General features: G+C 34.4%; 15 protein-coding genes and 2 pseudogenes. 9 read left to right on the top strand and 8 right to left on the bottom strand.

Going from position 1 to position 15,278, the window contains the following annotated elements:
* Positions 1 to 258: 258 nt before the first annotated feature.
* The 5 genes and pseudogenes from HYI43_01210 (at position 259) to HYI43_01190 (ending at position 4,885) form a co-directional block, all read left to right on the top strand.
* Complete coding sequence (locus HYI43_01210; GenBank protein UDI77235.1) at positions 259 to 1,830, top strand: nickel ABC transporter substrate-binding protein; 1,572 nt, start codon at positions 259 to 261, stop codon at positions 1,828 to 1,830.
* On the top strand, positions 1,823 to 2,782 hold the full coding sequence (locus HYI43_01205) for an ABC transporter permease (protein ID UDI77234.1): 960 nt from the start codon (positions 1,823 to 1,825) through the stop codon (positions 2,780 to 2,782). The genes HYI43_01210 and HYI43_01205 overlap by 8 nt, the downstream gene beginning before the upstream one ends.
* Positions 2,772 to 3,539: an ABC transporter permease gene (locus HYI43_01200; GenBank protein UDI77233.1), complete on the top strand. Its 768-nt coding sequence runs from the start codon at positions 2,772 to 2,774 to the stop codon at positions 3,537 to 3,539. The genes HYI43_01205 and HYI43_01200 overlap by 11 nt, the downstream gene beginning before the upstream one ends.
* Positions 3,506 to 4,279, top strand: a complete 774-nt coding sequence (locus HYI43_01195; protein ID UDI77232.1) for an ABC transporter ATP-binding protein — start codon at positions 3,506 to 3,508, stop codon at positions 4,277 to 4,279. The genes HYI43_01200 and HYI43_01195 overlap by 34 nt, the downstream gene beginning before the upstream one ends.
* A pseudogene (locus HYI43_01190) lies at positions 4,266 to 4,885 on the top strand (ATP-binding cassette domain-containing protein). The gene HYI43_01195 and the pseudogene HYI43_01190 overlap by 14 nt, the downstream one beginning before the upstream one ends.
* On the opposite strand, the gene HYI43_01185 reads toward HYI43_01190, so the two are convergent.
* Both HYI43_01185 and HYI43_01180 read right to left on the bottom strand, forming a co-directional pair.
* Positions 4,833 to 5,267, bottom strand: coding sequence for a hypothetical protein (locus tag HYI43_01185; protein ID UDI77231.1), 435 nt, complete (start codon positions 5,265 to 5,267; stop codon positions 4,833 to 4,835). The pseudogene HYI43_01190 and the gene HYI43_01185 overlap by 53 nt on opposite strands.
* 14 nt (positions 5,268 to 5,281) lie before the next feature.
* Positions 5,282 to 5,938, bottom strand: coding sequence for a CPBP family intramembrane metalloprotease (locus HYI43_01180; protein UDI77230.1), 657 nt, complete (start codon positions 5,936 to 5,938; stop codon positions 5,282 to 5,284).
* A 156-nt stretch (positions 5,939 to 6,094) separates the two neighbouring features.
* Here HYI43_01180 and HYI43_01175 point away from each other — a divergent pair, with 156 nt between their 5' ends.
* On the top strand, positions 6,095 to 6,901 hold the full coding sequence (locus HYI43_01175) for a CPBP family intramembrane metalloprotease (protein ID UDI77229.1): 807 nt from the start codon (positions 6,095 to 6,097) through the stop codon (positions 6,899 to 6,901).
* A 135-nt stretch (positions 6,902 to 7,036) separates the two neighbouring features.
* Here HYI43_01175 and HYI43_01170 read toward each other — a convergent pair whose 3' ends face one another.
* From HYI43_01170 to HYI43_01155, 4 genes are all read right to left on the bottom strand, one after another.
* Positions 7,037 to 7,645: an NDxxF motif lipoprotein gene (locus HYI43_01170; GenBank protein UDI77228.1), complete on the bottom strand. Its 609-nt coding sequence runs from the start codon at positions 7,643 to 7,645 to the stop codon at positions 7,037 to 7,039.
* A 320-nt stretch (positions 7,646 to 7,965) separates the two neighbouring features.
* Entirely contained in the window at positions 7,966 to 8,781 is an 816-nt protein-coding gene (locus tag HYI43_01165) for a CPBP family intramembrane metalloprotease (protein ID UDI79244.1), read from the bottom strand.
* A gap of 105 nt (positions 8,782 to 8,886) precedes the next feature.
* A complete protein-coding gene (locus HYI43_01160) occupies positions 8,887 to 10,419 on the bottom strand; it encodes a sodium:solute symporter (GenBank protein UDI77227.1) in 1,533 nt (510 codons plus the stop codon).
* Positions 10,420 to 10,471: 52 nt separating this feature from the next.
* Positions 10,472 to 11,353, bottom strand: a complete 882-nt coding sequence (locus tag HYI43_01155; protein ID UDI77226.1) for an N-acetylneuraminate lyase — start codon at positions 11,351 to 11,353, stop codon at positions 10,472 to 10,474.
* A gap of 241 nt (positions 11,354 to 11,594) precedes the next feature.
* Between HYI43_01155 and HYI43_01150 the strand changes: the two are divergent.
* A pseudogene (locus HYI43_01150) lies at positions 11,595 to 12,457 on the top strand (ROK family protein).
* 65 nt (positions 12,458 to 12,522) lie between these two features.
* Here the strand turns inward: HYI43_01150 and HYI43_01145 are convergent.
* Positions 12,523 to 13,329, bottom strand: coding sequence for a MurR/RpiR family transcriptional regulator (locus tag HYI43_01145; GenBank protein UDI77225.1), 807 nt, complete (start codon positions 13,327 to 13,329; stop codon positions 12,523 to 12,525).
* 170 nt (positions 13,330 to 13,499) lie between these two features.
* Here HYI43_01145 and HYI43_01140 point away from each other — a divergent pair, with 170 nt between their 5' ends.
* Together HYI43_01140 and nagB are read left to right on the top strand one after the other, a co-directional pair.
* The gene (locus HYI43_01140; GenBank protein ID UDI77224.1) at positions 13,500 to 14,165 is read left to right on the top strand and encodes an N-acetylmannosamine-6-phosphate 2-epimerase; all 666 of its coding nucleotides are present in this window, start codon (positions 13,500 to 13,502) and stop codon (positions 14,163 to 14,165) included.
* Positions 14,166 to 14,196: 31 nt separating this feature from the next.
* Entirely contained in the window at positions 14,197 to 14,925 is a 729-nt protein-coding gene (gene nagB / locus HYI43_01135; GenBank protein ID UDI79243.1) for a glucosamine-6-phosphate deaminase, read from the top strand.
* A 78-nt stretch (positions 14,926 to 15,003) separates the two neighbouring features.
* On the opposite strand, the gene HYI43_01130 is transcribed toward nagB, so the two are convergent.
* Positions 15,004 to 15,252: a hypothetical protein gene (locus HYI43_01130; protein UDI77223.1), complete on the bottom strand. Its 249-nt coding sequence runs from the start codon at positions 15,250 to 15,252 to the stop codon at positions 15,004 to 15,006.
* Positions 15,253 to 15,278: the final 26 nt, after the last annotated feature.

The following is a 15,278-nucleotide window of genomic DNA, read 5'->3' as shown; positions in this document are numbered from 1 at the left end:
AAATCACTATCAACCCTAAACATATTATCTAAAGCAGAACGATGAATTCATTTCTACAAATAATGGATTACTGTTCTGCTTTTTTTGATTGCACAATCAATCTCTTTACGTCGAATGCAACCTTATTTGTTAGGGATTTATCATTTAAATGTGTATCTCAAGGGTGTATCATATAATAATGTCTATTACTAAAATATTATATTTTACACGTGAACTTAAATATAAAAATACATATTACAATCGAAAGAAGGTAAGACTTTGAAGAAGCGCATGGTATGTTCACTTTCTATGTGTGCGATGCTCATATTAAGTGGCTGTGCTCAACATCAACATGAAGATCATTCGCATAAAGAGGTTAAAGTCTCACTACCCCGTGAATTTAATCCGAACAAGCTGGATGCACAAGCATTTGATGCACCTATGCCTGTGTATAGTGCGGTCTATCAATCACTTGTGACGTATGGTAAAGGTGGCAAAATCGAGCCAGGTCTTGCGACATCATGGGAATCATCTGATGATGGTAAAGACTACACGTTTCATCTAAAGCGCCATGTGAAATTTAATGATGGCTCTCATTTTGACGCGTCGGCGGTTAAATTTTCAATAGAGAGGGCGAAGGCGACGGATAAGACGGATCCTATGGAAACGCTAGATAAGCTACAGTCGGTAAATATTAAAGATAAATATACTGTTGAAATCAAATTAAAAGAACCATCTAACCAAGTATTACCTGAGTTAACTCAAATTAGACCGCTTCGGATTATGAGTCCACATGCCGTTAAAGATGGCAAAACGACTGGCAAATTTGAGAAAGCTATAGGCACAGGACCTTTCAAAGTGGCTGATTCAACTAATGAGACAGTGTCATTTAAACCGAACAAGTATTATCATAATGGTCACCCTTTGAATTATCATTTAACATTCCAGACGATTGAAGATAGTGACTCTCGTCATCTCGCAATTGAAAGTAACTCCATAGATATTACTGGTGGTTCCTTAGGACAAATGACACCTCAACAAGTGAAAGAGTCTCATCGTAATAACCATTTAACTGTGCATGAATGGCCAAGCACTGAAACACAGTTCATGGTCTTCAATCCTAAGAATAAAGTGTTACAAGATAAGACGATGCGTGAAGCAATCAGTAAAGCCATTAACACGGATGACCTTTCACATAAGAAGAAACTTAAAGGCCTATTCCAGAGTGGTGTTCAGTATGTTAATGCTGATAATCAACCGAAACATCAGTATGCACCTTCGGAAGCTAAGAAATTAATTCATTCATTAGGTTATAAGATGAATTCAAATGGCTATTTTGAAAAGGACGGCAAGGTACTCTCACTAAGTCTCGCACTTCAAACAGAAGAATTTCCTGAGTGGAAAACAAAAGCAGAAATTATGCAACAAACACTGAAAAAAGTTGGAATTAAACTGAACATTAATATCTTAGATTCACAAACATACTATGAAACTTTAACGGTGCGTAAAGACTTTGATTTAGCATATTATCGTACCTATACAAATGCCTTAATGCCTTATAATTTCTTGAATGCGCGTTTTAAACAAGACGGTAAGCAACCTGGTGCTTTCGCCAATGACTCGAAATTAACATCAATGATTCAACAATTCCCAACGAAGATTACTCAGGATGAACGTCAACAAGCGTTCAATAAACTATCTAACTATATTGAGAACCAATACTTAGAAGTGCCAATTTCTTATCCTAATGAAACATTCGTTACGAGTCCTAAAATTAAGCATTTCCAATTCTCAGGACAAACGGATGCACCTATAAACTTTGATAAATTGAAGGTATCGAATCATGATTAATATCGCTAAACATTTCATTAAATTAATCATATATTTAGTTGTTATTTCATTTATTTTGTTTGTTCTTTTAGAAAATACAACCGGCAACCCAGCTGTCCAATATTTACAAGAACATGGTGTCTCACAAATTACACCAGAGCGAATTAAAATGGCGCAAGACAAGTTAGGTCTTAGCCAAGCAATGCCGATTCGTTATGTACAATGGCTTGGTAATGCCTTTACAGGTGACCTTGGAACAAGCTTTAGTAATGGTGAACCTGTGATCGATCGCATTGCACTTGCGATTGTGCCAACACTTAAATTAATTTTAGGTTCAGCCATTATCCTATTCCCATTGGGGTATATCATCGGTTATCTATGTGGCAATCATCCACGTAAAACATGGTCATTCGTTATCACCCGTGTTTCACAAATCATTACATCGTTACCTGAGTATTGGTTAGCTATTATTTTCATTTATTATTTCGGCGTTAAGTGGCATATATTCCCGTTTGTAGGTAGTAATAGCTGGGCGTACTTTGTGCTGCCGATAACCATTTTGGTGCTCGTTGAAGGTAGTCATATGATTTTGTTAAGTAGTCATCTTTTCGAAAATACGTTACACAGTCAACCATATCAATTAGCACAACTACGTCATTTCAAATTAAAAGATCGCATCTATGTCCAAGTGAAAGAAATTCTAGCACCACTGTTAACTATTACCATTAACAATTTCATTCATTTGTTTAGCCGCGTGATTATCTTAGAAGTCATATTTAGTATTTCTGGACTAGGCAAGCTATTAATTAATGGCATAAATTTACGAGATTATCCTTTAACTCAAGGTATTCTCATGATTATTATTGTAATGATTATGGTACTTAATTTCTTCGGCGATATTTTACTTGAGAAAAGCGACCCACGTCTGAGAATGTCGAAATCGTTAGGAGGCCGTATAACATATGAAGATTAAATATTGGATATGGCCGATTATCGTTCTCGTTTTAGCAATATTTGCTTATCTGTTATATGACAAAGCAAATACGATTCATCAATCAGAAGCGTTATTACCACCTAGTCTTCATCACCTTTTAGGTACGGATGATTTAGGTCGTGATTTCCTAACGCGCCTGTTTGTAGGTAGCATGGTAACACTTGGATTAACGACGCTTATTTTAATTGGTACTGTGATACTTGGATTGATTTTAGGATTAATGTCTGCCCTTATCGGACGTTGGTTCGATTCCATTATGATGGCGTTTGCTGATATGTTAATTGCTTTACCTTCAATCATTATCGCCTTAGTGATACTTGGTTTCGTCAATAATTCAATTATTGGTTTATGCCTAGCCTTAATCATCGGTTGGTTAGGACGCTATCTACGTTACTTTAGAAATCTCGCACGCGATGCTAAGACGCAGCCTTTTGTGAAATACGCAGCTTTAAGTGGGTTATCTAAGTCACAGACAACACTCTTTCATATCGTGCCTCACCTCCTCAGTAACGTGATGGCATTAATAACTGCAGATTTCGGTAAATTGATGCTTAGCATTTCCGGATTAGCCTTTATTGGGTTAGGCGTTAAACCACCCTTACCAGAATTAGGCGCCATTCTCTATGATGGTAAGAGTTATTTCTATTCAGCACCTTGGTTATTCTTCTTCCCAGGGATTCTATTAGGAGGTTTCGCACTCATATGTCAAATACTCAACCGTCGCTACATTCGTTAGATTCTGTTTTACATTTGGAAAATGTCTCTGCCCATGATGGCGCTATGTCTTTACTCAATCAAATTAATTTAAATGTGCTAGAGGGAAGTTTTCATTGTTTAGTAGGAGAAAGTGGCAGTGGTAAATCCCTACTTTCAAGAGTGGCGTTAGGCATGGCAAATACGCAATTATCTATCACAGGTCAAATAGACATAAACTTGGATGACACAGATGCAATGTTTCAAGATACGAGTAGTAATTTCTTTCAAAATGTACGTATTAGTAAACACTTTGATGCATTATTCGATTCACTAAATTCTAAATTGTCTCGTACAGAACAACATGAATTTGTGAAGCGACAATTTACGCATCTTGGCTTAGATCATCCACAAGAATTATTAACCTATTATCCATTTCAGTTAAGTGGTGGTATGGCGCAACGTATCGCTTTAGTTATGTCCATTGTTCGCGAAGCACGATTCTTAATTGCTGATGAACCAACTAGCGCGTTAGACTATGATAATCGCAATAATCTGATGTGGCTCCTAAACCATGTTGTGAAACAACATGATATGACAATTTTATTTATTACACATGATTTAAGTTTAGTTAAGGATTACGCTACACATATTAGTGTGATGCATGAAGGTCATATCATTGAAAGCGGACATGCTAAAGACATTTTAGAATCCCCTCAACATCCCTATACTCAACAACTGATTGAACTTGCGAATAGGAGAAATCACTATGTTACGGATTAACCAACTCAGTAAATCATTTCAGATAAACAAATCTTTAAACATTTTGATTTAGAGATGAATACGCATGAGCATTTAATTATTAGTGGTGTTAGTGGGAGCGGTAAGTCTACCCTCGCTCAAATTATTGCAGGGTTAGATGATGATTATCAAGGTGTCGTGAGTTACAAAGATTTAACACTTGGCCAAGTATCTCGCCATGACTGGGTTAAACATATTCAATATGTACCTCAATATAACACGAATACATTGGATCCTAAAAAAACGGTGTCGTGGATCTTAAAACAACCTTTAAAAACACTTATATTCCTAAAATCCAACATGAAGACAGGTAACGGAAGTAATGAAACAATGCAAACTCGATCAAAGTTTATTACCTAAAAAAAGTGAGCACCCTAAGTGGTGGTCAATTCCAACGATTGTGGAATTGCGAAAGCATTATTAGTTGAACCCGATATATTAATTCTAGATGAGGCGACAACCAATCTTGATGTCATTACGAAGAGACAATCATTCAAATGTTTGCAAGAATTCAATAAGTTACAGCTAATCGTAATCACGCATGATCCTTATTTATTAAACAGCCTTCCTGGCATAGTGGACCGATAATACCAACAACGCTTAATTGCAAAATAAACGGTTTTCCTTTTAACATGTCATTAAGTTCTTGTTGGTTTTCTGTTATTGAAATAGGTTGACTCAGCACAAAATAAATTAATTGGCATACTATGACACCAACGACGATATAAATCAATTGTCGCTGGGAAAGTTTATTAAAACGAAATAGTTTGATCTTTAGCCATTTACTTATTAAAAATGCAATTATCAGTATAGCAATACCTATTAAACCGCTAGATAGACTGTAAAGTATATCGCCAGACACTACATAGCTAATACTCACTAAAATGATAAGCAGAATGGTTTGTAACAGTAATTTCCAATAAGGTTTATGTGAAAGTTCAAATGATTCGTATTGCGTCTGTTGATTCACTTTTTATCTCTCCTCTACCAAAAATAATTTTGGAATGTAGCAAATATATTACCAAGCATGTGCATAATCATAGATACTTCGAGTCGACCCGTTCTCAAGTATGCAATAACGAAAATTAAACCTGAAAAACCATAAATGAACCATTCACCTATGTTACTTGGCCCATGGGCACCAGCGAATAAGATAACGGACACGATTCCGCCGATTATAGGTGCACCTCTGAATATGCCTTTAATCAACAACCCTCTAAAGATTATCTCTTCCAAAATAGGGCCTAAAATACCTATCGCAATCAATTGTAAATAAAGTGGCACATTTTGATAACTTTGTTCTAATTCTTTTTCATTTCCTGTAATAGGCATAAATTCGAAATAAATATAATCTGCTCCATTAGCAAGAATGAATCCAATGATAATAAATAGCCATTGTTTTTTCGTTATTTGCGTCAATTGAAATAGATGTAATTTACTCATTTTCAAAATTAAAAGCGCAATGATGACGGCTATAATGGCAATCCAAAAGTATCTCGGCTTCTCTACTAAATAGATAACCATCGATTCAGCCATAAAGAGTATTAGAATTAAGAAAATGGATTGTAATAGCAACTTCCAATAGGGTTTCTGTGAAATTTGGAAATGTTTATGTTTTTGATTCGACATGTTATCAGACATGATTAGCCTCCTCATATCATAAATATATTTGTTAAATATTCGATAAAATAGGTTATTTTCAAAATTGCTCTATTAAGAATGTCAAATATATGTTACATTCACTTTAGGGTTATTCATTTTCAAATTTAATTAATTCTGAATAAAGGTGGGTTTATTATGACTGATTATGAAAATCTGAATACAAATGCTTCATCATCACAGCATTCACATGAACACCCTGCAATACATACTGATGAACGCCATCCTACCGGGAATAAAGTAGTAAATGCTTTAATCTTTATCGGTTGGATGCTTCTCATTCAAATTCCTTTAGTCACTATCATGTTTATTTATTCTTTTTCTGTAAAAATGGATGGCATGTCGGCGACGCTTGCCTCAATTGTCTACCTATTATTAGCTGCCATCGTGGTATGGCTTGTTAGACGGTATTACAAACGTCATAGCTATGAAACACCTAAAAAGTTTAAAGGCAAAGATATCGCAGTCAATATTGGTTGGGCAGCTTTACTACGCGTAATTGTCATCGGCATGTCTTATTTAATGTTGTTTGCGACAGGCTCAATGCAAACACAGAACGATAAATTATTACTTGGTGACATGAATGCTGCTAAACCTACGCCAGATCAATTAGGTCAAGTCTTTCCATTAATCATATTCGTACTTACCATTACATTCATAACTCCCTATTTAGAGGAACTGGTTTATCGTGGCATTTTTAAAGAAAGACTTTTCAAACGCACACGTTTCTGGTTACCGTTTATCTTGTCATCTTTAATCTTTGCTTCTCAACATGGCATTTCAAACTGGGTTGCCATTATTATGTATACATTGATGGGAATGATCTTCTACCTTGCTTACCATCGTCGAGGTAACGTAAGAGATAGCATGATGGTTCACATGATTCATAACGGTGTCAGTGGTATTATGATTTTATATGGTTATTTCATGGTATTTTTTAGTTAATGATTGAACTAACCTTCTATTTATAACTTAACAAATTTCGATTCAATTTAATCTTAAATGTTTCTTAATTTAGAAATGAATACATTACTATAAAGATAAAAGCAGGACTTCATTCCGTCGAAGTCCTGCTTATTTTTATTTATCAAATGCAATGGTCTTTATATTTTTCTCTTTCAAGAATTTCTCAATTTTAGCTTGTTCTCGACCATTTGCAATCGCCTTGTCTTTATTGACATCAAGAATATCTTTTAATGATGCATCTTCATCTAAATTTAACGCACGTTGATTTGTTTGATATGTTGCTATCATATAATTACTTATCTTTTTAGTGTATTGTTCATATTCTTTGTTAGGCATTTGATTATTTTTTATGTAATTGGCAAAGTTTTTTAAATTTCGTTCTTGTAAGTCAACAATATGATTGAATTTTTGTTCTTTCTTTTTAGATAACTTTTCGTCAGAGTCTAACTTGTCCTCGTATGGCTCTCTAGCATCTGTTAATTTTCTATCGGTATCTAAATAGGTTTTAATATCTTTTTTAATCGTACTTTCAGAAATTTTCTGATCTTTAGTTGTTTTATCAAAAATATGTTTTGGTATTTTGTGATTATGATTAGCACTATTGTGTGACTGCTTATTATCTGAAGATGTGTCTTTAGAATTTTTCTCGTCTGATGATGACGAACATCCTACTAATGAAAGGGTTAATACTAATGTTGAAATGAATAATATAAACTTTTTCATATCAAATCTCCTTTTTTATTTATCAGTATTAAATATATTCACAGTCAGAGTATATCGTACAAAATTATATAAATAAACAGAATTGAAAACTTAAATGGTATAACTATAATTAGTATGCTCTTGACGTTGACTAAAAAATATGAACGTTCGATATAAATAACTAAAAGCCTGGGATATAAATTATATATTAATGTTATTTTGCAAATCCGCAGTAGCTAACTGAACTGAGAAGGCGCTTAAATCAAGCTTTTCTCAGTTCTAGTTATCCTTGCGGGGGTGGGAAGACGAATTTAAAAAGAATTCTGTCCCACTCCCTTTGATTATGCTTGCTTTCGCTTAATTGTTAGTAAAATTAAAATCATGCATACATATCCAGCGATGGATATCACTGATGCTTCATAACCAAATTGATTGCCTGTTATAGCTATGTTCTTAGTATGTACGACATACTGCCATATGCTATACTTGCTTTCCTTTTCAGTGATGAATAAAATTTGGGATAAATTCCAGCAAAAATGTAACGTAATGCTTGCCCAAATCGTATTGAATTTATAAGTCGCTAAACCAAACATGATGCCTACTAACGAACCGCTAATTAATAATAAGAAGAAACTAGTTACATTTAGTCCACCGTTTAATAAATGAATGGCACCAAAAAATATTGCCGTGGAAATAATAGCAACTTTGATATTGGTCTTCTTCTCAACATAGCCCATCAACAAACCTCTGCATACCATTTCTTCAACGATTGCGCCACCAATGGCTGTTACAAAGATAGACCAGAAAAACGTGTGCAATGTATCATTCAAAGTACTAAAATGATGTACGATGAAATCACCTGGTACAAAGATGAAATATACCGCATAAACTGCCACTGGTAAACCTATACCTAATACCACATAGATGACATTAAATTTAGGTTTCGTGATGCGATACGCTTTCAAATTATCTTTAAACACACGCGTTATGAATAATCGAACAACGAGAAATGAAAAGATGACATATAATACCCCTTGTAAAATAGCGTCTATACCTAGAAATGGAATTAAGTCACTAAAGATGGATGCAATGCCTTGCGTAATGCTCATGATTAGTAGTGCTAGAATGAACATACCTATGATTTTTAATAATTTCATGGTTATACCTCTATTTGTTTTATCTTTCATTTTTATCTTAGCATAACTCTAGAGGCATAAAATACGAGTCGAACAAAAAGTTGTGTCCAACTCGCATACAAAATATTATTTTTTCTCTACTACTTTAGAAATATATGTTGATGGTTTATCTTTATCGAAGATTGTTAATCCGGTAATATCTTTCGCATTTTTAGCTGGTACAACCAGACTTACTAAGTAGCCGAAGACGAAGGCCACGACGAAAGAAATAATTGATACATAGAATGGAGAGTTACCTCCACCGACGCCATTCAATACATAAGCTATGATTACACCTGCTACTAATCCTACTAAGACACCAAATGTATTCGCTCGTTTTGTAAAAATACCTACGGCAAAGATACCAGCCAGCGGTACACCAAATAATCCAGTGATTAATAAGAATAAATCCCATAAATTATTTGAATCTGCGGCGATAAGATACATTGAAATACCATAACTCAATAAACCGGCCACGATAATGACTAATCGTGCAAAGTTAACTTCTGCTTTATCTGCACCTTTTCCAAAGAAACGGTGTTTAATATCTTCCGAAATACAAGCAGAGATAGAGTTCAAGCTTGATGAAATCGTTGATTGTGCAGCTGCGAAAATAGCTGCTATCAGTAATCCACCTACAAATGGTGGCATTTCAGTTAAGATGAAATATGGAACGATAGATGATGTATTAAAGCCTTTAGGTAAGACTTGTTCATGTTGATAGAATGAATACATCATTGTTCCCATTCCGTAGAAGATTGGTGCAGAAATCAATGCTAATACACCATTTGTCCATAATGATTTCTTCGTTTCATCCATTGAATCGGATGCTTGATAACGTTGAACAACATCTTGACTCGCCGTATATTGGTGTAAGTTGTTAAAGATATTTCCAAGGAAAATAATTGGAATCGCAGCCGCTGCTGAATTCAATTTCCAATTATCCGCACTAATAAACTTTTTATTCGCTATCGCATCACTGACGATTGTGCCGAAACCACCTTTGATTTCAAATGCACCAATGATGATAATCATTAACGCCCCACCTAATAAAATGACACCTTGGATAAAGTCGCTCCATACAACACCCTCGAATCCACCTAAAAACGTATAAAGAATACATAAAATACCGACTAAACTAGCTACAATATATGGATTCATATCGGATACAGCTGTAATGGCTAATGTTGGCAAATAAATTACTATGGCGATGCGTCCTAAATGGAAAATAACAAATAATAAAGAACCGATGACACGGATACTTGGTCCGAATCGTGCTTCTAAATATTCGTACGCCGATGTTACACGTAACTTTTTAAAGAATGGTACATAGAACGCGATTAAAATTGGAATAATAGCAACTATGGCAATATTTCCTGCGATGTACGCCCAGTCTGTTAAAAAGGCTTTTTCCGGTGTAGACATAAAGGTAATGGCACTTAATGTTGTCGCATAAATTGAGAAACCAATTGCCCATGAAGGCAAGCGACCACTCGCTGTAAAGAAACTATCCGTATCTTTACTTGCTCTTTTCGTAAAGTAAGCTCCAATTAATAACATAATAACAAGATAACCAATCACGGCTACCCAGTTCCATGCCCCAAAACCGATTTGATGCATAATCAACACCCCTTGTATTTCATATTCTGTTGTCTAAGTGCACTGTGTTCGTTTATAAATCGTATGTTTTTATGAGATTATCTAATGCTTCACGATGTTTTTCATCAAACGGTTGGAATGGACGTTTAGGTAGACCGCCATCGATACCACGAGACTTCAATATTTCTTTCAAAGTAGGATAAATCCCCATACTTAATACCGTTTCAATAATGTCATTTGTATCGTGTTGTATTTGATATGCTTCGTCAATTTTGCCTTCACGTGCTAAATCAAAGATTTGACGTGCACGACGACCATTGACATTGTATGTTGAACCAATCGCCCCATCGACAACTGAGATTGTGGCTTGTACTAACATTTCATCAAATCCAGATAATATTAATTTGTTAGGGAATGCTTTACGAATTCGTTCTAGTAAGAAGAAATTAGGTGCCGTGTATTTCACACCAACCACTTTTTCATGGTTGAACAGCTCGCCAAATTGTTCAATGCTAATATTCACACCTGTTAAATCAGGGATTGCATAAATAATCATATTGTTTTGAGTTGCTTCGATAATATCGAAATAGTATTGCTTAATTTCTTCAAATGAGAATGGATAATAGAATGGTGTAACTGCTGATAATGCATCGTAGCCCAATTCTGTTGCATATTTACCAAGTTCAATCGCTTCATTTAAGTCTAATGATCCAATTTGAGCGATTAAGTTCACATCGTCTCCAACAGTTTCTTTCACAACTCTAAAGATTTGTTTCTTTTGTTCTTTACTAATTAAGAAATTCTCGCCAGAACTTCCGTTAACATATAAACCATCGAGTTGTTCCGTTTCAATTGCGTTCTTAGCAATTTGTTTTAATCCCTCTTCTTTTACTTGTCCATGTTCGTCAAACGGTACAAGCAATGCAGCATATAAACCTTTTAATTTATCTTCCATGTCACGTTCCTCCAAATCATTTTTATTCAAATTCATTTTTATAATTTTTGAGATAAATTCAATTACAATAAATTTCTATTTACATCTCGAATTGTAAACGCTATCATTTTCTTAAACAACTACTTTTGAAAAGTTTTAACAAAATATTGCGAATTCAGTGAAAATAATTTTCAACTACAAGTAAAGTCAACGCTTAAAGTTGAAGTGTCGTTATAATGGAATGGAATAAGGAGGTACTTAAATGTATAAAATAGCAGTAGATATAGGTGGAACAAATATTAAAGTAGCCGTCATCGATGATAACTTAGACATGATAGACTATCAGAAGATTAAAACACCAGATAATATTAACGTGCGTATTGTAGACGAGGCTTATCAATTAGTTGCATCATTTATTAAACAATATCGTCTCAATCGGCCATTGGTATTTCAAGTGCAGGTGTGGTGAATTCAGAATTAGGACAAATCATTTATACTGGTCCTACCATTCCAAACTTTGATGGTACAAATTTCTTTGATGTCTTTAGTGATTTAACTTCTGACATCACTGTTTATAATGACGTGGATGCTGCATTGTTAGGAGAACTTACATTTCATCAATATACAGAGGATAATATATTTTGCTTAACCCTTGGAACTGGCATTGGCGGTGCATTTTACAGCGAGACTTCTGGTATTTATCAAGGCGCACGTCATCGTGCCAATGAAATTGGTTATTTACTTTATCGCGAAACAGATGGTAAAACATTTGAACAACGTGCCTCAACATCCGCACTGAAAGACTTAATGACGCTTAGAGGATTTGAATTTGGAACCGATGTACCTAAACTATTTGATTTGGCAGAGGACGGTAATGAAGAAGCACGTCATATTCTTAATGAATGGAGTAACTATGTTGCTGAGGGTATCGCACAAATTCAAATTATTTACGATCCAGGACTCATATTAATTGGTGGTGGTATTTCATCACAAGGAGCGACACTTTTAAAATACATAGAACCGAAAATCCATCATTACCTCCCTTCTGATTATGGTATTGCTAGGTTACAAACAACTAAAACAGAAAATCATGCTGCTCTATTTGGTGCAATTACTAAATCATAACTTTATAGAGGATTGGGAGTGGGACAATGAATTCAAACAAATTGAATCCTGTCTCACTCTCCCCCTCATTCTTTCTCATTTCCTAAAATAACAGCTCTTGTTTGTTGATACACTTGATGCATATGCGGATCTTTAAGTAGTAAATAGCTCACAATATCTAATAAAAAGTGTGTCGCTATTTGAGAATTGATAAATTTAGAATCATTGTTACTGGATTGTGCAGTTGTTATCAGTACTAAGTCTGCATTTTTAGTTAATGCACTCCCTTCAAAGTTAGTAATGACGACAACATAAGCGCCTTGTTGTTGCGCGATTTTAGCCGCTTCGATTAATTCAATTGTCTCTCCACTATTTGAAATCGCGACAAACATATCTTGTGCGTTTAGTAATGACGCCGATATCTTCATTTGATGCGCATCTGTTGATACCGAACCTTTAATTCCCATACGCATAGTGCGATAGTAAAATTCACTTGCAGTTAAACCTGAACTTCCTAATCCCGCGAAATTGACCTGTCTACACGTTTTCAAATTATGTGCTAAGCGTTTAATCTTTTCCTCGGAAATAAATTCTCCTGTTTGTTGAATAATATTTTGATGATAACGATGAATTAATTGTACAAGCGGTGCATTTTCTACGACTTTCTCTGACTTCTCATGTTGTAAATTAAATTTCATATCTTGAAAGTTTGCGTAATTTAATTTGCCACTAAATCTTGTAATGGTAGCTGGTGACGTACCAATAGCATAAGCTAATGAATTTATCGTTGAGAAATGATCATCGAGTTCATGCGTTTGAATATACTCGATAATTTTTTTATCCATTTTTGTTAACAAATGACGACTCTGTTGAATTCTATTTTCAAATTTCATTTCATCACCTCGTGATTGTGTTATAGCAACTATATTATTTTTGAAAATATTTTTCAAATAATGAATTTAAATTGATAAATATTTTCTTAATGTTATCATATGAGTAAATAAACCATTCAATTACATGTTATTTCTATTTACAATTTTGAGAATATGGAGTGTGTTGATTTATGTTACCAAACGGATTAATCGTGTCTTGTCAGGCTTTACCTGATGAACCGTTACATTCATCTTTTATTATGTCAAAAATGGCTTTAGCTGCTTACCAAGGTGGAGCAGTTGGTATACGTGCAAATACAAAAGAAGATATTTTAGCTATTCGTGAAGAAGTATCTCTCCCAGTTATCGGAATTGTAAAACGAGATTATGAAGGATCAGATGTCTTCATTACTGCGACGACTAAAGAAGTAGATGAATTGATTGAAAGTGGTTGTGACGTCATTGCTTTAGACGCGACTCAACAAACACGACCTAAAGAAACACTAGAAGAATTAGTACATTATATACGTGAAAAAGCACCAAACGTTGAAATTATGGCTGATATTTCTACTGTAGAAGAAGCAATAAATGCTGATCATTTAAACTTTGATTACATTGGCACAACATTACATGGGTATACATCTTATACAAAGGGACATATTCTCTTTGAAAATGATTTTGAATTTTTAAAAGAAGTATTACAACAAGTCAATGCAAAAGTAATTGCAGAAGGTAATGTTTTGACACCTGAGATGTTTAAAAAAGTACATGATTTAGGTGTTCATTGCACCGTAGTTGGCGGTGCAATTACACGTCCTAAACTAATCACTGAACGTTTTATACAAGCTATCCAGTAATCACAACATACGTATTTGGGGGCGCAATATGATGAAAATAACAAATTTAAAGACGCAAACACTCGCAAGTGACTATGTTTCAATTGAATTATTAAAATTAGTGCAAAATCATCCGAATGCCATATTAGGCTTAGCAACTGGTAATACCATGACTGAGGTCTATCCTCGTTTTTCAGAATTATTAACAGCAAACCATGTTGATTTAAGTAATGTACAAACCTTTAATCTTGATGAATATGTCGGTTTAACACCAAATCATCCACAAAGTTATTATATGTATATGCATCATTTACTATTTGATCATAATGATAGTTGGCAAACCTCTCATATTCATATACCTCAAGGTGATGTTGACGATTTAGATGCCGAAACGAAACGTTACGAGGCACATTTGAAGTCTATCGGGGAACCTGATATCCAACTCTTAGGCATTGGTGAAAATGGTCATATCGGTTTCAACGAGCCAGGCACATCTTTCGATAGTGAGACACGTGTAGTCGATTTAACAGAATCTACAATCAAAGCCAATAGTGTTCACTTTGATCGCATTGAAGACGTGCCAAAACAAGCAGTATCTATGGGATTAAAATCAATTATGCGTGCGAAACGTATCATTTTATTAGCATTTGGCGAACGTAAACGAGATGCAATTTATCGTTTGTTACACGAAGATACTTCAGAGTCATTGCCTGCCTCTATCTTGCATCAACATCCAAATGTAGAAATCATTGTTGATAATACAATTTTTGAGAATCTATAAATTTTAAAGACAATATATTAAAAAGGAACAACATAGGAATCCGTAATACACACATCGAATCCTATATTGTTCCTTTTTTTATGAATGCTTAAATAATTTAAGTATTAAATACATAATGATACTAATAATCGCAACAATTGAGAATGTGATTAATAAGATTAACTCTGTCTGATGAAACTCAAATGCTAACGTAAAATTAGTAAAACTTTTAAATGTACTATAAATAACTAAGTTAAATACTAATAGTGCGATTAAAGCAATTATAGACAACCATGCTAACCAACTAAAAAAGTGTTTCGCATTTGGGAATCTAAAATCATTATTCATATGTATACACCTCTCTTCCACCATAT

The sequence above is a fragment of the Staphylococcus taiwanensis genome (genome assembly GCA_020544305.1).
Classification (GTDB): Bacteria; Bacillota; Bacilli; order Staphylococcales; family Staphylococcaceae; genus Staphylococcus; species Staphylococcus taiwanensis.
Note: the sequence above shows the minus strand (reverse complement) of the source record. Positions and strands in the feature narration are given on the sequence as shown.